This is a genomic window from Pseudonocardia sp. EC080619-01 (assembly GCF_001420995.1).
Classification (GTDB): domain Bacteria; phylum Actinomycetota; class Actinomycetes; order Mycobacteriales; family Pseudonocardiaceae; genus Pseudonocardia.
On record NZ_CP012184.1, the window covers coordinates 4689616 to 4707898 of the forward strand.

The window sequence follows — 18283 nt, forward strand, 5'->3', positions numbered from 1 at the left end:
ATGACCGTGTCAAGCCGCGATAGCGGGTTGTGGTGCGGTGATGGTGAACATCCTCCGGTCACGCAGCAGGGCCCACAGGACGTCGACCAGGCGTCTGGCCAAGGCGAGCAGAGCCTGGGTATGAAGCATTCTTTCGCTGCGTTTGCGCTGGTAGAAGGCCCGGGACGGGCCATTGACCTTGAGGCTGGACAGTGCGGCCATGTAGAACACTCGCCGCAGGCGGCGGTTGTAGCGTCGTGGGCGACGCAGGTTCCCGCTGATCCGGCCGGAGTCCTGGGGCACCGGGACGAGTCCGGCGTAGGAGGCCAGCCGCCCTGGAGAGGTGAATCCGCCCAGTTCAGGGCCGACACCGCCGTGGGTGGCGGTGAGGAACTCCGCGCCCAGGATGGGTCCGAGACCGGGCAGCGACTCGATGATCGCCGCGTCCGGGTGGGAGCGGAACACGGTGGTGATCAGCTTGTCGGTGTCCTTGATCTCCCGGTCGAGTTCCAGCAGTCGTCGGGCCAGGCCGGCAACAAGGATCGCGGTCCGCGTCTCGCTGGGCAGTGCCACGGTCTGGGCGTGGGCGACCTCGACCGCGGTGGCGGCCATCGCAGCAATACCCGGTGCCCACGCCCGATGGGCACGCAGGTACTCGATCACCCCTGCCTCGCCGGCGTCCCGGAGGGCCTGGGGTGTCTGGAACCCGGTGACCAGCACCAGAGCGCTGCGGGTGGAATAGTCGAATGCCGCCTCGAGACCGGGAAAGATCGACCCGAGCAGGTCACGCAGCCGGTTGACCCCGCGCACCCAGTCGGCCATCAGGTCCTCGCGATGGGCCACGAGCCGGGCCAGTTCGGCAGTGGTCTCATCAGTGGCGGTGACCGTGGTGAGGTCGGCGCCGCGCATGCGGGCGGTCTCGGCGATGACCTTCGCGTCACGGGCGTCGGTCTTGGCCTCGCCCCGGAACACGCCGCTCATCCGGTCGACGACCCGACCGGGGACATAGACCACCTGCTGGTCGGCCGCGGTGAGGACCACCTGCAGCAGCGCCGCATAGCTGCAGGTCAGGTCGATGGCCCACCGCACGTCCTGGGCCGCTTCCGCAGCGCGGGCCAGCAACGCCTCGATCGCGGCCTGGTCGTTGCTGACCTTGCGGGAGAACACCACCTTGCCGTCGGTATCGATCGCGCACGCATGGTGCGTCCTCTTCCCGACGTCGATCCCGATCCAGATCACTGGCCGTTGCGCCACGCGCAGGCTCCTGTCGTTGCAGGTCACGCCCGTGGACAACCCGCCATCAGGTCCCTAATCAGCGACGGTCCGCACAGATCCGAATCAGTGGCCAGGCCTGTCCAGCACGACGGGGCGGCCATTCCTTCCGAGCCACCGAAGCGACAACACCTCATCAGCCACACCCCGTCGTCCCGGGCATCCGGGGCACCAACCCCGAACACCTACGACCTTAGGGAACATGACATGACCGAGCGTCCGAAGGTCACCATGGAGCTGCTCTCCCTGGTGTTCTCACTGCCCCAGCTCGTCGCCCAGGACGAGGGCTTCTTCGCCGACGAGGGCGTCGACGTCGAGTTCGTCACCAAGGCCTACGCCGACGCCGGGGTCTCCCCGCTGGAGGACCACCAGCTGCTCAGCGCGTTCGGGCAGACGAAGTCGCACTTCGAGAGCGGCGAGGCATCGCTGTACCGGGCCTGCGAGTGGGGCCAGGTCCGGCGGGCCCAGGACACCACGGTCGGCGGCCGGGTCGTGTCCAAGCGGGCCGCCGTGAACGGCCAGGCGATCATGGTCCGCGGCGACCACCCGGCGACCCACCCGCAGGACCTCGCCGGCGTCACCGTGGCGGTGAACTTCCACCACGGCTCGCACTACGTCGCCCTGCAGACCCTGGAGGGCTTCCTGCCCCGCGAGGAGATCACCGTCGCGCACTACGGCGGGCCGCAGGTCCGGTTCGAGGCGCTGCGCGACGGCACCGTCGAGGCCGCCGCCCTGATGGAGCCGTGGATCACCCTCGCCGAGAAGCAGGGGTACAAGGTCCTCGCCGAGGCGTTCTACGTCGGCGCCGAGATCGCGAGCCCGCAGGTCGACGAGGACACCTACGCCCGGATCAACCGCGCGGTCGTCCGGGCCGTCGCGAAGATCAACGAGGACCCGCGGCCCTACCTGCACCACCTCACCGCGGAGATCCCGGCGGAGCTCGGCTCCGTCGAGCCGCACGAGATCCCGCTGGGCCGGCTGCGCTACGTCGACCCGGCGCCGTACCCGGAGGCGCAGTTCCAGCGCACCTACGACTGGATGGTGTCCTGGGGACTCATCTCCGACGACCGGACCTTCGATGCGCTCGTGAAGAACCTGGTGGATGTCTGACGGGGCGACCGCCGTCGCGCGGCCACGCCCGGGTGTCCGGGCGTGGCCGCTCTATGTCGGCGGCTTCCTCGGCCCGTACGCCAGCACCATGGTCACGCCGATGGTGCACGAGGTGGCGGTGGGGCTGCGTACGACACCGGAGGTCGCGGCCGCGGCCGTGACCACCTACATGTTCCCGTTCGCCGCGGTGATGCTGGTGTCCGGCACGCTCGCCGAGCGCTGGGGGCGGGCCCGCACCATGCAGCTGTCGCTGATCGCGTTCGTCGTCGCCTGCGCGTGCTGCGTGCTGGCCCCGACGATCGAGTGGTTCCTCGCCGCACGGGCGCTGCAGGGCGTCACCAACGCCTTCACGACCCCGCTGCTCGTCGCCGCGATCACCGATCTGGTGCCGCGGGCCGGCCTGGGGCGGGCGCTCGGGTTCTTCGCCGGGATGCAGGCCGCCGGGCAGGCGGCGAGCCCGCTGGTGTCCGGGCCGTCGGCGGTGCTGGACTGGCGGCTGGCGTTCGCGTTCCCCGCGCTGGTGGCGGTCGTGCTGGCGGTGCTGCCCCCGACGATGACGGCGGGCCCGCGCCCCACCGGCCCGCCCCCGGTACGGGCACTGCTGAACCGGAACCTGGCGCTCGCCTGCGCGTTGTCGTTCCTGTGCTACTTCGCGGCGGTGGGCCTCACCGTGCTGGCGATCCTGCGGGCCGAGGAGGACTTCGGGCTCGGCCCGTGGCAGCGCGGGGTGCTCGCGGCGGGGTTCGGCGTCGCCGGGCTGCTCGCGGCGCCACTGCTGGGCCGGCGGCTCGACGCGCTCGGCCCGTGGCGCACCGGGGTGCTGATGAACCTGCTGCTCGCCGTCGGCCTCGTGGTCGCGGCGCTGGGACCGTCGGTGCTGCTGCTCGGGCTCGGGGTCGCCGCCGTCGGCGTCGCCGTCACCGGGCTGCGGACCACGGTCAACGCGATCGCCGCGACCAGCACGGACGGGAACCGGGCGGGGGCGGCGTCGCTGGCGCTGTCGTTCCAGTTCTTCGGCGGCGCGCTGGCGCCCCTGGTGTGGGTGCCGTTGCACGCCGCGGCCGGCGGCCTCGGCTTCGCCGCGACGGCACTGGCACCGCTGGTGGGTGTGGGCCTGGCGGCCCGTGAGTGGTTATCGCGGTCAGGACCGCGATAACCACTCACGAGCCGGAGGCCCTCGCCCCGGCCGACCAGGCGTAGGGCAGGTCGGCGTCGTTGAGCAGGTGGTCCCCGACGGCCTGCAGCTTGTAGATCAGCGGGTTGTGCACCGAGATCGTGCGGGCGTTGCGCCAGTGCCGGTCCAGGCGCAGCCCCTCGGAGGTGATCGAGGCGCCGCCGACCTCGAACAGCTGGGTCGTGGCGTCGAGCACCGACGGGATGATCACCGCCTGGGCCCGCGCCACGTCGAACTCGACCCGGTCCAGCTGCGCGGGGTCGTCGCCGCCGGCGGCGAACAGCCGGTCCAGCCGGCCGGCGACGTCCTCGACGAGCGTGCGCGCCGCGTACGCGGTCGACGACAGCCGGCCGATCACCTGCTGCACCAGCGGATCGTGCCGGGGCAGGTCCGCCGGGGCGTGGGTGAAGGTGCGGGTGCGGTCCCGGACCCAGGCCGCGACGTCGTCGGTCGCCCGCTGGGCGATGCCGGCGAGCACGGACAGCTGCACCAGCTGCAGGTACGACGTGCCCCAGGTCCGCCCGGCCGTCCCGTAGCCCGGTCCGAGCACGCGGTCGTCGGGGACCGTGACGCCGTGGAACTCGGTGGTGCCGCTGGCGGTCAGGCGCTGCCCGAAACCGTCCCAGTCGTCGTGCTGGGTGATGCCGTCCGCGTCGGCGTCCACGAGCACCGACACGCGCTCGCCGTCGCGGTCGGCGGCGACCAGGATGTGGTCGGCGTACAGGCTGCCGGTGCTGTAGTACTTCGTCCCGTCGAGCCGCAGGTTCCCCTCCGTGCCGGTCAGCGTCGTCCGGTACCGGTCGATCGCGCCGACCCCGGGCTCGCTGATCGCGTTGCCGACGAGCACGCCGTCGGCGACCGCCCGCAGCCACCGCTCCCGCTCCGGGCCCGGCTCGGCGAGCAGGTGGTCCTCGACGAAGTACCAGTGCACGCGCAGCGCCTGCGGCAGGTTCGACTCGGCCGCGGCCAGGTCGACCAGCAGCCGGAACAGCTGGCGCACCGAGGCCCCGTGACCGCCGAGCCCGACCGGCACCCGCAACGCCCCGAAGCGGGCGGCCCGCAGCGCGGCGACCTCGTCGTGGGCCAGCGAGCGGTCCTGCTCGCGTCGCACGGCGCCCTCGGCGATCCGGGCGAGGACGGGGGCGAACAGCTCGTCGAGCTGCTCGTCGGTGGGGGCGGGTGCGGTGTGGGCCGTGGTCGTCACGGGAGGTCCTCTCGACGGGGATGGCACCGGCGGGCGACGCGCCGGGGAGCGTGGTCACGGCCGGTGGGCGCACGGTGGCGCGGGGACGGGTGCGGACACGCCGGGGTCCACCGGGGTGGTGCCGCGATGCGCGTCGCGGGAGCCGGACCGGTCAGCGGCGACACAGCGCGGACGCCACGCGCGCGAGCTCGATGTGCCCCCGCGTGGTCAGCGGTCCCGGGCCGGTCATGCCCGCGACGGTAGCCGCCGTGATCGGGGAACCCAAGGTGTCGCCGTCGTCGTTCTGCCTGGTGGGAGGGGTGTTCGGACACCCGGGCCGGCCGTGTGGGTGGTCGTCGTCAGTCGGCACGGGTCGCCGCGTCCTCCGTCACGGCCCGTACGACGCCGGTCGGTACGGCCCGCTCCCCGGGCCGGTAGGTGACCGCCCGCAGGTCGCCGGTGAACCGGAACACCCCGCGGCGCCGCCGCAGCTCCCAGGACACCGGCCCGCGGGCGTCGCGGCCCACCGAGATGCCGGTCCACGGTGCCATCCCGGTCAGCGCCCACCGGTCGCGCAGCTCCGTGACCGGCGCACCGTCCGCGGAGACGGCGAGGTGCCAGCGCAGGTCCGCGGTGGCGGTGACGGCCAGCGTCACCGAGCGGACGCCGTCCGGCACCGGTCCGTACGCATTCGACACCCGGCCACCGGAGTTGTGCAGCAACAGGATCTGCCCGTCCTCGACGGCGACGAGGTAGCCGCCGAACGCGTCCCCGTGCGCGACCAGGACACCCTCGTCGCCGGCGGCGAGTCCGCCGAGCTCGATCCCGGCCTCGAACGACCGGAACGCGATCAGCTGCGCGGACCGGTAGCGCTCCAGCACCGGTGTCCCCGCGAGGATGCGCACCGGCTCGGCCAGCCGGGCCTCACCCGGCCGCCGGACGGCGAGATCGGCCCGGTCGAGCAGCGGGAACACCGAGTTCGCCCAGGCCGCCTCCTCCCACGCGGCGGCGAGCTCGGCGACCCGCTCCGGGTACGTCGCGGACAGGTCGTCCAGCTCGGCGGGGTCGGTACGCACGTCGTGGAGCGCCCAGACCGGGGCGTCGATGTCGGCGCCCGGCTCGTGCCGTGCCAGGAGCTTCCAGCCGTCGCGGTAGTAGCCGCGGTGGCCGCCCATCTCGGCGTACTGCTCGCGGTGCGGGCTCACGTCGGTCTCGCCGCGCAGGAACGCGCCGAGGTCGGTGCCGTCCGGCTCCACGGTGGGGACGCCGGCCCGCTCGGCGAGCCACTCCACCCCGGCCAGCGCCAGCAGCGTCGGGGCGAGGTCGGTGACGTAGGTGTAGTCGTGGCGCAGCCCGCCCGACGGCGGCCCGGCCGGCCAGGAGACCAGCAGGGGTACCCGCACCCCGCCGGCGTAGGTCTGTCCCTTGTAGAAGCGGAACGGCGTGTTCGAGACCTGCCCCCAGCCACGGGGGTAGTGCACCCCGAGCTCCTCGGTGCCGATGAGCGCCTCGTCGTGGTCGACGTCGTGCTCCCAGTCCGCCGGCACCGGGTGGTGCACGAACCGGGTGAGGTAGCTGCGGGTGCCCTCGGCACCGCCCTCCGCGGTGGCGCCGTTGTCCGAGGTGAAGACGATGATCGTGTCGTCGAGCTCGCCGAGCGACTCCAGCAGTGCGGTGATCCGGCCGAGCGAGGCGTCCACCCCGGACACCATCGCGGCGTAGACCTCCATGTAGCGGGCGTAGCGGCGCCGCTCGTCGTCGGTCAGCGAGTCCCAGGCCGCGACGTCGTGGCCGGGCTCGGGGTTGCGCGGAGCCTGCCGGGTCCCGGGCGGGAACAGTCCCCGCTCGAGCTGGCGGGCGAACCGGGCCTCGCGGATGGTGTCCCACCCGGCGGCGTAGCGGCCCTCCTGCTCCGCGACGTCGGCGGCCGGTGCCTGCAGCGGCCCGTGCATCGCGACGTGCGCGAGGTAGAGCAGGAACGGCTTGGTCGCGTCGTGCGCACGCAGCTCGGAGACCATCGCGACCGCGCGGTCGGTGAGGTCCTCGGTGACGTGGTACCCGGGCGGGTACTCGTCGACGTCGAGGGCGTGCTCGTCGACGGTGACCTGGTTCGGGTGGAAGTAGGAGTTCAGGCCCTCCAGCGAGCCGTGGTACCGGTCGAACCCGCGCCGGGTCGGCCACGAGTCGCGCGGGCGCCCGGGAGCGAGGTTCGCGTCCCGGACCAGGTGCCACTTGCCGACGGCGAAGGTCGCGTACCCGCCCGCCCGCAGGCTCTCGGCGAGGGTGGCGACGTCGTCGCCCAGCTCCAGCCGCATGCCGGGGAACCCGGGATCGGCGTTGGCGACCCAGCCGAACCCGGCGCGGTGCGGGTTGAGCCCGGTGAGCAGCGCGGCCCGGGCAGGCGAGCAGAGCGGGGCGGTGTGGTGGTTCGACAGTGTCAGGCCCCGCGCGGCGAGCCGGTCCAGGTGCGGGTGGGGATCTCCGAGCCGAACGGGCCGATGTCGCTGTAGCCCATGTCGTCGACGACGACCACGACGACGTTCGGCCCGCGCCGCCGCGGCGGCTCCGGCGGCCACGAGCGGGTCGCGGTCGCGATGGTGCGGCCTCCGGCCCGTGAGTGGTTATCGCGGTCAGGACCGCGATAACCACTCACGGGGGGATCAGCTGGAGTAGTGCGACGCATCGCCGGTACGCACCACGCTCCGGGCACCGCTCGGCGAGACCGGGATGTCACCGGCCAGGGTGATCCGGCGCAGCGCGCGGTGGTGGTCGTCGTAGTCGGCGACGGCGTAGTGCTGGGTCGCGCGGTTGTCGAAGATCCCGAAGTCGCCCGGCTCCCAGTTCCACCGCACCGTGTTCTCCAGCCGGGTCACCCTGTCCTGCAGCAGGTGGAACAGGGCCTGCGACTCCTTGGAGTTGAGCCCGACGAACTCGCGGACGAAGTGCCCCAGGACCAGGGCCCGCTCCCCGCTCTCCGGGTGCACCCGCACCACCGGGTGCTCAGTCTCGTAGGTGGTGGAACGGAACTCCGCCCGGTACGCGGCGATCCGGTCGTCGGCGGCCGCGGTGTCGGCGTTCTCGGCGTGCGAGGAGTAGTCGTAGCTGTTGGTGTGCACCGCCCACAGCTCGTCGACGAGGTTCTTCAGCGGCACCGGCAGCGACTCGTAGGCGGCCGCGGTGTTCGCCCACACCGTGCTCCCGCCGTAGGGCGGCAGGTCGAGCGTGCGCAGCGAGCTGATCGCCGGGATCCGGTCGACGAAGGTGACGTCGGTGTGCCAGCTGTTGGCCTTGCTGCGGTCGGAGTCCACCGGGAGGATGTGCGTCTTCTCGCCGCGGACGGTGGGGTGCGCGATCGTCGGCTCGCCCAGCTGCGAGACGAACGCCAGGTGGGAGTCGTCGTCGAGGTGGTCCTGGCCGCGGAAGAACAGCACCTTGTGGCGCAGCAGCGCGGCGCGGATCGCGGCGACGGTCTCGGGCGCCAGGTCGCCACCCAGGCGGATGCCTTCGACGCGGGCGCCGATCCGCCCGCCGACGCGGCTCACCCGTGGCAGGACGGCGGTGGTCGGCTGGTCGGCCTGCAGTGTCATGGGGACTCCTCGGTTCGTGGAGGGATCACCCGGGGACGCCGTGCGCGGCGTCGGCGGGAGTGGCACGGGCGGGCGGGCCGGCCGTCCTCCGGCGGAGCGGAGGGGCCGGGGCGCCGCGGCCTCGCCTACGCCGTCGACGGTAGGAACGCCGGGCCCGGGGCGGCAACGGTTCGGCTCACCGGGATCGCAACCGGTACCGCGGAGGGTGTGCGACCGCGGTGTCAATGTGATCCCGGTACGTGATTCCAGGCGTCGACCACCGGTCGCGGCCGGTGCTAGCGTCCCCCGCATGAGTGACGACCGCGACCTCCCCGGGCTGCGGCCCGGCGTGCGTCGCGGCCTGGTCACCGCCGTGCTGCCGTACCTCGTGCTGCGCCGGCACGTCGACCTGTGCCGCACGGCCACCGCGCTCTGTCGGTCCTGCTGACCAGCTGACGGCTCCCCCTCCCGCGGAGCCCGTGCGGGGCTTCGACGCCACCGGAGCAGCTCCGGTCCCGTCGTAGGCGCTCGCGCTCGTGAGTGGTTGTGGCGGTCCTGACCGCGACAACCACTCACGGGGACCCACCACCCGCCGCCACGGCTCGCCCTCCACACCCCCCCGGGGCCGCAGAGGCCGACCCGTGCGCGGTGGCGGGCCGCGCCCACGAGGACCCCGCATGCCGCACCCCGCCACGGGATCGAAGGACCATCCGTCACCGACCGGCCCGGCCGTCTCCCGGGCCATCGCCGAGCGGGCCCGCACCGGCCGTCGTGCCGTCGTCCGGGCTGCCGCGCCCGAGCCCGTCACCGGGGCGGGCGTCCCGGCCGCCGCCGCGGTGCTCGGGGCGGTGCACCGGGCCGGCGCACCGTTCCGCGACGAGCTCGTCACCGCCACCGGGCTCTCGCACGCGACGGTGAACCGCCAGGTCGTCGCCCTCGTCGGGGCCGGGCTGGTGCGGGAGCGTCCGGACCTGGTCCGCCCCGGAACGGTCGGCCGCCCCCGGGTGCCGGTGGAGGTCGACACCGACCGGTTCGGCGTCCTCGGGCTGCACGTGGGACTGCACCGCACGACGCTCGCCGTCGGCGACCTGCGCGGCACCGTGCTGTCCGCGACCGACGTCCCCACCCCGCGCGACGAGGAGCCCGCGCAGGCGCTCGCCGGGCTGGCCGCCCGGCTGCGCCGGTTCGCCGCGCACCGGCCCGGGCGGACGGTGCTCGGCGTCGGGCTCGTCGTCGGCGGGCAGCTGTCCGGGGAGCGTGACCGGCTCGGCCATCCGCGGCTGGGCTGGGACCCCGCCCCGCTCGCCGAGATCGTCGACCGGGTCGGGCTGCCGGGGGTCGTCGTCGTGCCCCAGATCGAGGCGATGGCGGGGGCCGAGGCGCTGCTGTCCCCGCACGTCGACGAGGGCACCACCCTGCACGTCTACGCCCGTGAGGCGGTCGGCGCCGTCCTCACCGTCGACGGCCGGGTGCACGCCCCGTCCGGCGGCCCCGGGACCATCAGCCACCTGCCCGTCGGGGGGGGACGAGCCGTGCCACTGCGGCCGCACCGGCTGCCTGGAGGCCTCCGCCGGGGACTCCGCGGTCGCCGGTGCCGCCCACGCCGCGGGGGTGGTCGGCGCGCCCGTGATCGAGCAGGTGATCGCCGCGGCGGAGGGCGGCGACCGGCGTGCGCACGACCTGCTGGCCGCGCGTGCCCGGCTGCTGGGACGCGGCGTCGCCCTGGTCCGGGACGTGCTCAACCCGGACCGGGTGGTGCTGGCCGGGCAGGCGTTCACCGCCTACCGGCCCGGGCTCGCGCACGTCTCGGAGAGCTTCTCGCGGGCCACCGCGCTCCCCCCGATCAGCCTGCAGGCGGGCACCTTCGGCCACGCGCTGCAGGCGGTCGCCGCCTGCACCGCGGGCCTGCGCCCGATCTACGCCGACCCGCTCGGCACCGTCCGCCGCGCCGCCGCCCGCCACGCCACGGGCACCGGACCCACCACCGTCCCGCCGCAGAGCCGCGGCCCGGAACCGACCACCTCCCGAGAGGCCGCACGATGACCCCCGAGCTCCTGCACATTCCCGCCTTCGACCGGAGGAGCCTGCTGCGCGGGCTCGGCCTCGGCGCGCTGGCCGTCGCGGGCCTGACCGGCTGCTCCTCGGCGGTCGGCGAGCAGCGGGCCGCCGCGGGCGCCGCCGCCGCGAACCCGGTCCGCGGCGGGACGCTCGCGCTGGCCGCGCGCACCGACCTCGTCCCCGGGAACTTCTTCACCAACACCGTCGACGGCGTCACCGTCACGATCGGCCTGGTCTACGACACGCTGATCCGCTACCCGAACGACCGCGTCGAGCCGCAGCCGCGGCTGGCGACGTCGTGGGAGCTCGCCCCGGACGGCCGCTCGCTCACCCTCCAGCTGCGCGACGACGTCTTCTTCCACGGCCGCGACGGCGCCCGGGGACGGCCCTTCACCTCGGCCGACGCCGAGTTCTCGCTCCGCACCTACGCCGATCCGAGGTGGACACCGCAGCTGCGGAGCACCGCGGCGGCGATCACGTCGTACGACACCTCGGACCCGCACCGGATCGTCCTCGGGTTCGCCCACCCGCTGTCGAACGTGTTCGACCTGCTCGACACCGTCCCGATCGTCGACTCGGAGACACTCGACCAGCTCGGCCGCGGCGAGGCCTTCATCGGCACCGGACCGTTCCGGTTCGAGTCGTGGACCCCGAACACCTCGATCACCTACGTCCGCAACGAGCACTACCGCGATCCCGGGCGGCCCTACCTCGACCGCGTCGAGCTGACGATCGCGAGCGACGCCCAGGCGTTGCTGGCCGGCATCCGGTCCGGCCGCTACGACGTCGTCAACGGGCTGCCGTTCCGCGACGTCGCGACCCTCGACGCCACCGACGGCTACCACGCCGTCACGCTCACCGGCGCCGAGCTCCAGACCTACGTCGGCGCCAACGTCACCGCACCCGGCCTGTCCGACGTCCGGGTCCGGCAGGCGATCGCGTACACCGTCGACCGGCAGCGCGTCGTCGACGAGGTGCTGCGCGGCTCCGGGTACGTGGCGAACCTGCCGTGGCCGCGCTACTCACCGGCGTTCGACGAGTCCCGCAACGCCACCTACGGCCGCGACCTCGACCGCGCCCGCGCGCTGCTGGCCCAGGCCCCGCCGGTCCCTGCGGTGCCGCTGACGTTCCAGGCCAAGCACCCCGTGCACGAGCCGGTCGCGCAGATCGTGCAGTCGAACCTCGCGGAGGTCGGTGTCACGGCCACGCTGCAGCCGGTCGAGGCCGCCCAGTTCACCAAGCAGCTGATCGGGGCGCAGTTCCCCGGGCTCTGGACGACCTACCACTCGTGGGCGCAGTACACGCCGTCGACGCTGACCGTCAGCGCCTACCCGTTCAACGCGCAGAAGAACGCGTCGAACTTCGTCTCGCCGGCGTACCGGCAGGCGGCCGAGACGGCGTGGAAGCTCCCCGGCACCGACACCGCGGGCCTGGACCGCGCCTACGACGCCCTGAGCGCGCAGCTGCTGGAGAACCTCTTCCTGATCGAGCTGGGCGTGGTGCTCAACCAGTACGTCGCCGCCGACCGCGCGCAGGGCGTCGCCTGGAGCAAGCGTTCCGAGATCGACCTGACCGACGCGTTCAAGGCCGGGTGACCGGATGCTGCGCTACGTCGCGTCCCGCCTGCCTTCCGCGGCCGCGGTCCTGCTCGTCGCCTCGGTACTGATCTTCGGTCTGCTCAGGCTGGTGCCCGGCGACCCCGCGACCACCCTCGCCGGCCCGGACGCCTCGCCGGAGGCCGTCGAGGCGATCCGCACCTCGCTCGGCCTGGACCTGCCGGTGTGGGAGCAGTACGTGGCCTGGCTCGGGTCCCTGCTCACCGGCGACCCCGGCCGCTCGTACCTGATCGGCGGCGAGATCGGCGAGCTGGTGACCGCCGGGCTGACCAACACACTGGTACTGGCGGCCGCGGCCCTGGTGCTCGCCGTCGCCATCGCGCTGGTCGTCGGGATCGGTGCGGTGCTGTCCCGCTCGCGCTGGGTGGACACGGTCGTCACCGGCGTCACGACGGCCGCGCTGGCGCTGCCGCCGTTCGTCACCGGGGTGCTGCTCGTACTGGCGTTCGCGGTGACGCTGCCGGTGCTGCCGTCCGGCGGCGTCCCGCCCGACGGGTTCGCCGCACGCCCGGACATCACCGCCCAGTACCTGGTCCTTCCCGCGCTCTGCCTGGCGCTGCCGGTCGCCGGTGCGATCAGCCGGTTCCTGGTCGAGGCCCTGCGGACCGAGCTCGGCAGGCCCTACGTGCTGACCGCGCGGGCGCTGGGCGTCCCGCGCCGGCGGATCGTGCTGGCCCACGCCCTGCCCGCGGCACTGCCCTCGATGCTCACCGCCCTCGGGATCCAGGTCGGCAACCTGCTCGGCGGCGCCGTCCTGGTCGAGGCGATCTTCACCTGGCCGGGGCTCGGGCAGCTGGTCGAGCAGGGGATCAGCCGCCGCGACTACCCGGTCGTGCAGGTCCTGCTGCTGTTGTCCGTCGCGGTGTTCGTCGCCGTCCAGCTCGTCACCGACATCCTGCACGCGGCCCTGGACCCGCGCGTCCGGATCGGAGGGAACGCATGACCGTCACCGACCCCACCGCGCCGCCGGTCGCGGCACCGCAGGCGCCGCCCGGCACCGCCACCGACCCGGCCGCCCCCCGCCGGCCGCACCTGCTCCGCGTGCTGGTGCACGGGCGCGGGCTGGTCGGCACCGTGCTCGTCGGCGTCGTCGTGCTGGCCGGGCTCGCCGCGCCGCTGCTGGCGCCCTACCCGCCGCTGGAGCAGATCCCGGGCGCGAACCTGGTCGGGCCGTCGTGGGCGCACTGGCTCGGCACCGACGAGGTGAACCGGGACGTGCTGAGCCGGACCCTGTTCGGCATCCGGGCGAACCTGGAGATCATCGCGGTCGCGGTGCCGGTCGGCGCCGTCCTCGGTTCCCTGGTGGGACTCGTGTCGGGGCTGTCGTCGGCCGTCGACGTCGTCGCACAGCGCACCTTCGACGTGCTGCTCGCCTTCCCGGTGCTGATCCTGGCCATCGCGCTGGCCGCGGTGCTCGGCCCGGGCGCGACGGCCGTCGTCGTCGTGATCGCGGTCGCCGAGATCCCGATCTTCGGACGGCTGGTGCGCGGCGCCGCGCTGGCCGTGCGCGAGATGCCCTACGTGGAGGCCGCGACGGTCGTCGGGGCCGGCCGGTGGTGGGTGCTGCGCCGGCACGTCCTGCCCAACGCCGCCGAGCCCGCCGGCGTGCAGGTGGCGGTGTCGCTGTCCGTCGCGGTCTTCGTGGAGAGCGCGATGAGCTTCCTCGGCATCGGGGTCCGGCCACCGGACCCGTCGCTCGGTTCGATCATCGCCGGGTCGGTGCTCTACCTCGACGTGAACCCGGGCATGGCGCTCGGGCCGCTGGTCGTGGTGACCCTGCTGGTGCTCGGCTTCCTGCTCGTCGCCCAGGCCCTCGCGGCGGGACGGCGGGTGGCCGGATGACCCCCGTGCTCACGATCTCCGACCTCCGGGTCTCCTTCGGCGGGACGGCCGCCGTCGACGGCGTCGACCTGACGGTGCGGCGCGGCGAGGTCGTCGCGCTCGTCGGGGAGTCCGGCTCCGGCAAGACGCTGACCGCCCGCTCGGTGCTCGGACTCCTCCCGGGGACGGCGACGGCGACCGGCTCGGTCTCACTCGACGGCCGCCCGGTGCTCGGCGCCTCCGAGCAGGAGCTCGACGCGCTGCGCGGGTCGAGCGCCGCGATGGTGTTCCAGGAGCCGCAGACCGCGCTGAACCCGGTCCGGACCGTCGGGTGGCAGCTGGTGGAGGCGCTGCGGGCGACGTCCGCCGTCCCGCGGGCGGACGCCAGGGCCCGCGCGGTGGAGCTGCTGGAGCTGGTCGGGCTCCCGGAGCCGGAGCGCCGGGTGCGGGCCTACCCGCACCAGCTCTCCGGTGGGCAGAAGCAGCGGGTGGTGATCGCGCTGGCCTTGGCGGGCGAGCCGGACCTGCTGCTCGCCGACGAGCCGACGACGGCGCTCGACGTCACCGTCCAGGCCCAGATCCTCGACCTGCTGCGCGACCTGCGGGACCGGACCGGTGTCGGCGTCCTGCTGGTCACGCACAACATGGGCGTGGTCGCCGAGCTCGCCGACCGGGTCGTCGTCATGCACCGGGGGCGGGTCGTGGAGCAGCGGCCGGTGGCCGAGCTGTTCGCACGGCCGGCCACCGACTACACCCGCGAGCTGCTGGCCGCCGTGCCCTCGCTGGGGGACCGTCGCGCCGCGCCCCGGCCACCGGACGACCCGGCCCGCGGCGCCGGGGTCCGCGCAGCCGGCGCAGCCGACCGGCCCGGCCCGGCCGCGGATCCCACCGTGCCCGGGCCGCGCCCGTCCGGCCCCGACGGTCCGGTGCTCGCGCTGGAGGAGCTCTCGATCCTCTACCCGGCCCGGCGCGGCCGTCCCGCGTTCCGGGCCGTGCACGAGGTGAGCGTGGCCGTGCACCCCGGCGAGGTCGTCGGCCTGGTCGGCGAGTCCGGCTCCGGGAAGACGACGATCGGCCGGGCCGCGGTCGGGCTGCTTCCGGCCTCCGGCGGCCGCGTCCTGCTCGACGGCGCCGATCTCGCCCGGCTGCCGCGGGCCGCGCTGCGCCGGGCCCGGCGCGGGCTCGCGATGGTCCACCAGGACCCGGCGGCCTCGCTGGACCCGCGGCAGTCGGTGGGCGAGTCCGTCGCCGAGCCGCTGCGGGTGCACGGCACGCGTCCCGGCCCCGAGCTGGAGCGCCGGGTCGGCGAGCTGCTGGAGTCGGTGCGGCTGCCCCGGGCGTTCGCCGCCCGGCGGCCGGGGGAGCTCTCCGGCGGGCAGCGGCAGCGGGTCGCGCTGGCCCGGGCGCTGTCGCTGTCGCCGCGGCTGCTGATCGCCGACGAGCCGACCAGCGCCCTGGACGTCTCCGTGCAGGCCGACGTGCTGGAGCTGTTCGCCGGGCTGCAGCGCGAGCTCGGGTTCGCCTGCCTGTTCGTCAGCCACGACCTGGCCGTCGTCGAGCGGGTCGCGGACCGGGTGGCGGTCCTGCGCGCGGGGGAGCTGCTGGAGCTCGGACCTCCGGCGCAGGTCTTCGGCGCGCCCGCGCACGACTACAGCCGCCGCCTGGTGGACGCCGTCCCGCGGGTCCCGGCCCGGCCCTGACGGGTGACCGCCGGTGGCCCGCGACGGCGTGTGACCGATCGCGCGTGGAGGTTGCGCGGGCGGTGGTCGGCCTGTTGCGCTCGGGGGATGGGTGGGAGCGAGCTGACCCGCAGGCTGTGGGTCGATCTCGGGCGGGTGCACGCCCAGGGGTGTCGGGCGTCCTAGGACCCCGACATCGCCCGCACCCACCGGAAGGCCCCCTCCCGTGCCCGACGCACCCCTCACCATGCACTGGTTCCTGCCCACGATGGGCGACGGCCGCCACCTCGTCGGTGGTGGTCACGGCAACGCCACCGGCTCCGCCGGGACCATCCGCCCGGCCTCGATCGGCTACCTCGCCCAGGTCGCGCGGGCCGCCGAGCAGGCAGGGTTCACCGGGGCGCTCACCCCGACCGGGGCGTGGTGCGAGGACGCCTGGCTGACCACGGCCATGCTCGTCGCGCACACCGAGCGGCTGAAGTTCCTGGTCGCGTTCCGGCCCGGAGCGATCTCGCCGACCCTCGCCGCGCAGCAGGCGGCGACCTTCCAGCGGCACTCGGGCGGGCGGCTGCTGCTCAACATCGTCACCGGTGGCGAGTCCGCCGAGCAGCGCGCCTACGGCGACTTCCTCGACAAGGACGCCCGCTATGCGCGGACCGGCGAGTTCCTGTCGGTCGTGAACCGGCTGTGGCGCGGGGAGACCGTCGACCTCGACGGCGAGCACCTCCACGTCGAGCGGGCGTCGCTGTCCCGGCTGCCCGACCCGGTCCCGCCGGTGTACTTCGGCGGGTCGTCGCCCGCCGCGGGCGACATCGCCTCCGAGCACGCCGACGTCTACCTGACCTGGGGCGAACCGGTCGAGCAGGTCCGGGAGAAGGTCGGCTGGATCCGCAAGCTCGCCGCCGACCGCGGCCGCACCGTGCGGTTCGGGATCCGGCTGCACGTGATCACCCGCGACACCGCCGCCGAGGCGTGGGCGCAGGCGCAGAAGCTGCTCGACGCGCTCGACCCGGAGACGATCGCCGGCGTCCAGGCGGGACTGGCCGCGAGCGAGTCGGAGGGGCAGCGGCGGATGCGCGCGCTGCACAACGGGTCGACCGACGACCTGACCATCGCCCCCAACCTCTGGGCCGGGGTCGGTCTGGTCCGGGGCGGCGCCGGCACCGCGCTCGTCGGCTCGCACGCCGAGGTCGCCGACCGGATCACCGAGTACCACGACGCCGGCATCGACGAGTTCGTCCTCTCCGGGTACCCGCACCTGGAGGAGGCCTGGTGGATGGGGGAGGGCGTGCTGCCGCTCCTGCGCGAGCGCGGCCTCTGGGACCCGCCCCCCGGGACGGCCGTCGACTCCGAGTCGGCCCGGTCGGTGCCGTTCGCCGCCGACTACCGCCGGTGAGCTCCGCCGCACCCGCCGCGCCGCTGCACGACAGCCCCGCGGCGCGGCGGAAGGTCCTGGTCGCGTCGCTCGTCGGCACGACCATCGAGTGGTACGACTTCTTCCTCTACGCGACCGCGGCCGGGCTGGTCTTCCCGGCGCTGTTCTTCCCGTCGGACGACCCGACCGTCGGCACGCTCCTCGCGTTCGGCACCTTCGCCGTCGGGTTCGTCGCCCGCCCGGTCGGCGCGGTGATCTTCGGGCACGTCGGCGACCGGGTCGGTCGCAAGAAGACCCTCGTCGTCACGATGCTGCTGATGGGGGTGGCGACCGCCCTGATCGGACTGCTGCCCTCGTACGCGGCGATCGGCGTCGCGGCGCCGTTGCTGCTGGTCCTGCTGCGGATCCTGCAGGGCGTCGCCGTCGGCGGGGAGTGGGGCGGCGCCGTGCTCCCCGCCGTCGAGAACGCGCCGAAGGGGCGTCGCGGCCTGTACGCCAGCGTGCCGCAGATCGGCCTCGGGCTCGGCCTCGCACTGGGAACCGGCGCCTTCGCGCTGCTCGCCGAGTTCCTCGACGACGACGCGTTCCTGTCCTGGGGCTGGCGGTCGGCGTTCGTCGTGTCGGTGCTGCTGGTCGTCGTCGGCCTCGCGGTGCGGCTCACGATCCTGGAGACACCGGAGTTCCGCCGGCTCCAGGAGACCGGGACGACGACGAAGGTCCCCGCCGTCGAGCTGTTCCGCACCCGCGAGCACCGCCGCGGGCTCGGCACCGGCCTGCTCGCCCGCTGGGCCGAGGGCGCCGCGTTCAACACGTGGGGTGTCTTCGTCATCACCTACGCGGTGTCGACGGCCGGGGTGGACCGGGTGCTCGTCCTCGTCGCGGTGACGGCGGGCGCGCTGCTGATGGCCGTCGTGACCCCGCTCGCCGGGCTGCTCGCCGACCGGTACGGCCGCCGCGTCGTGTTCGGCACCGGGGCGGTCCTGTTCGGACTGACGGTGATCCCGTCGTTCCAGCTGGTCGGGACGGGTGTCGGCTGGCTCGTCGTGGTGGTGCTGCTGTTCCAGCTCGGCGTCGCGTACGCGCTGATGACCGGCACCCAGTCCGCGCTCTACGCCGAGCTGTTCGACGCCGACGTCCGCTACACCGGTCTGTCGCTCGTCTACCAGGTGTCGGGGATCTACGCCTCGGGCCTGACCCCGGCGATCCTCACCGCGCTGCTCGCCGCCGGTGCCGGGAGCCCCTGGCTCGCGGGCGGCTACCTGGCACTGACGGCGGTGATCAGCGTCGTCACGGTGTGGGTGATGCCCCGCTACATCGGCTGGCGTCCGGAGTGGACCCGCACCGAGCCCTGGTGAGCGCACCACCGCCGAGATGCGGCTCAGCGTCGGATGTCGATCACGACGGAACGCTGGGCCGCATCTCGGCGGGGACCGGTCGTGGGCGACCGGAC

At 74.3% G+C, this 18283-nt stretch carries 15 protein-coding genes; 10 read left to right on the top strand and 5 right to left on the bottom strand.

Translation table 11 applies throughout. The annotated features are described in order from the left end of the window. Window positions 1-9: 9 nt before the first annotated feature. On the bottom strand, window positions 10-1233 hold the full coding sequence (locus AD017_RS22030; protein ID WP_060572134.1) for an IS110 family transposase: 1224 nt from the start codon (window positions 1231-1233) through the stop codon (window positions 10-12). Between the two features lie 225 nt (window positions 1234-1458). Between AD017_RS22030 and AD017_RS22035 the strand changes: the two genes are divergently transcribed. Both AD017_RS22035 and AD017_RS22040 read left to right on the top strand, forming a co-directional pair. Then, entirely contained in the window at window positions 1459-2361 is a 903-nt protein-coding gene (locus tag AD017_RS22035; RefSeq protein WP_060575376.1) for an ABC transporter substrate-binding protein, read from the top strand. After that, the gene (locus AD017_RS22040) at window positions 2354-3517 is read left to right on the top strand and encodes an MFS transporter (RefSeq protein WP_060575378.1); all 1164 of its coding nucleotides are present in this window, start codon (window positions 2354-2356) and stop codon (window positions 3515-3517) included. Before AD017_RS22035 ends, AD017_RS22040 begins: the two co-directional genes overlap by 8 nt. Before the next feature lie 4 nt (window positions 3518-3521). Here the strand turns inward: AD017_RS22040 and AD017_RS22045 are convergent, their stop codons facing one another. The 3 genes from AD017_RS22045 to AD017_RS22060 all read right to left on the bottom strand — a co-directional run bounded on the left by AD017_RS22045 (window position 3522) and on the right by AD017_RS22060 (window position 8305). Then, window positions 3522-4739, bottom strand: a complete 1218-nt coding sequence (locus tag AD017_RS22045) for an acyl-CoA dehydrogenase family protein (protein ID WP_060575379.1) — start codon at window positions 4737-4739, stop codon at window positions 3522-3524. A gap of 338 nt (window positions 4740-5077) precedes the next feature. Continuing rightward, window positions 5078-7294 (bottom strand): arylsulfatase, encoded by a 2217-nt coding sequence (locus AD017_RS22055; RefSeq protein ID WP_202968893.1) that lies wholly within the window; start codon window positions 7292-7294, stop codon window positions 5078-5080. Window positions 7295-7378: 84 nt separating this feature from the next. Then, window positions 7379-8305 (bottom strand): TauD/TfdA family dioxygenase, encoded by a 927-nt coding sequence (locus AD017_RS22060; protein WP_060575383.1) that lies wholly within the window; start codon window positions 8303-8305, stop codon window positions 7379-7381. 289 nt (window positions 8306-8594) lie between these two features. On the opposite strand from AD017_RS22060, the gene AD017_RS35435 reads away from it, so the two are divergent. Beyond that, window positions 8595-8732, top strand: coding sequence for a putative leader peptide (locus AD017_RS35435; protein ID WP_168170459.1), 138 nt, complete (start codon window positions 8595-8597; stop codon window positions 8730-8732). A 265-nt stretch (window positions 8733-8997) separates the two neighbouring features. On the opposite strand, the gene AD017_RS36510 is transcribed toward AD017_RS35435, so the two are convergent. After that, a complete protein-coding gene (locus tag AD017_RS36510; RefSeq protein ID WP_227013346.1) occupies window positions 8998-9681 on the bottom strand; it encodes a hypothetical protein in 684 nt (227 codons plus the stop codon). Window positions 9682-9715: 34 nt separating this feature from the next. Here AD017_RS36510 and AD017_RS36515 point away from each other — a divergent pair, with 34 nt between their 5' ends. From AD017_RS36515 to AD017_RS22100, 7 genes are all read left to right on the top strand, one after another. Continuing rightward, window positions 9716-10327, top strand: coding sequence for an ROK family protein (locus AD017_RS36515; RefSeq protein WP_060575386.1), 612 nt, complete (start codon window positions 9716-9718; stop codon window positions 10325-10327). Beyond that, on the top strand, window positions 10324-11937 hold the full coding sequence (locus AD017_RS36520) for an ABC transporter substrate-binding protein (protein WP_060575388.1): 1614 nt from the start codon (window positions 10324-10326) through the stop codon (window positions 11935-11937). The genes AD017_RS36515 and AD017_RS36520 overlap by 4 nt, the downstream gene beginning before the upstream one ends. Before the next feature lie 4 nt (window positions 11938-11941). Then, a complete protein-coding gene (locus AD017_RS22080; RefSeq protein WP_060575389.1) occupies window positions 11942-12901 on the top strand; it encodes an ABC transporter permease in 960 nt (319 codons plus the stop codon). After that, complete coding sequence (locus AD017_RS22085) at window positions 12898-13800, top strand: ABC transporter permease (RefSeq protein ID WP_060575391.1); 903 nt, start codon at window positions 12898-12900, stop codon at window positions 13798-13800. Before AD017_RS22080 ends, AD017_RS22085 begins: the two co-directional genes overlap by 4 nt. Continuing rightward, window positions 13797-15479 carry an ABC transporter ATP-binding protein gene (locus AD017_RS22090; RefSeq protein WP_060575393.1) on the top strand — a complete coding sequence of 561 codons (1683 nt, stop codon included), beginning with the start codon at window positions 13797-13799 and terminating at the stop codon, window positions 15477-15479. The genes AD017_RS22085 and AD017_RS22090 overlap by 4 nt, the downstream gene beginning before the upstream one ends. Before the next feature lie 226 nt (window positions 15480-15705). Continuing rightward, the gene (locus AD017_RS22095; protein ID WP_060576535.1) at window positions 15706-16854 is read left to right on the top strand and encodes an LLM class flavin-dependent oxidoreductase; all 1149 of its coding nucleotides are present in this window, start codon (window positions 15706-15708) and stop codon (window positions 16852-16854) included. Continuing rightward, a complete protein-coding gene (locus AD017_RS22100; RefSeq protein WP_060575394.1) occupies window positions 16851-18188 on the top strand; it encodes an MFS transporter in 1338 nt (445 codons plus the stop codon). The genes AD017_RS22095 and AD017_RS22100 overlap by 4 nt, the downstream gene beginning before the upstream one ends. Window positions 18189-18283 lie beyond the last annotated feature (95 nt).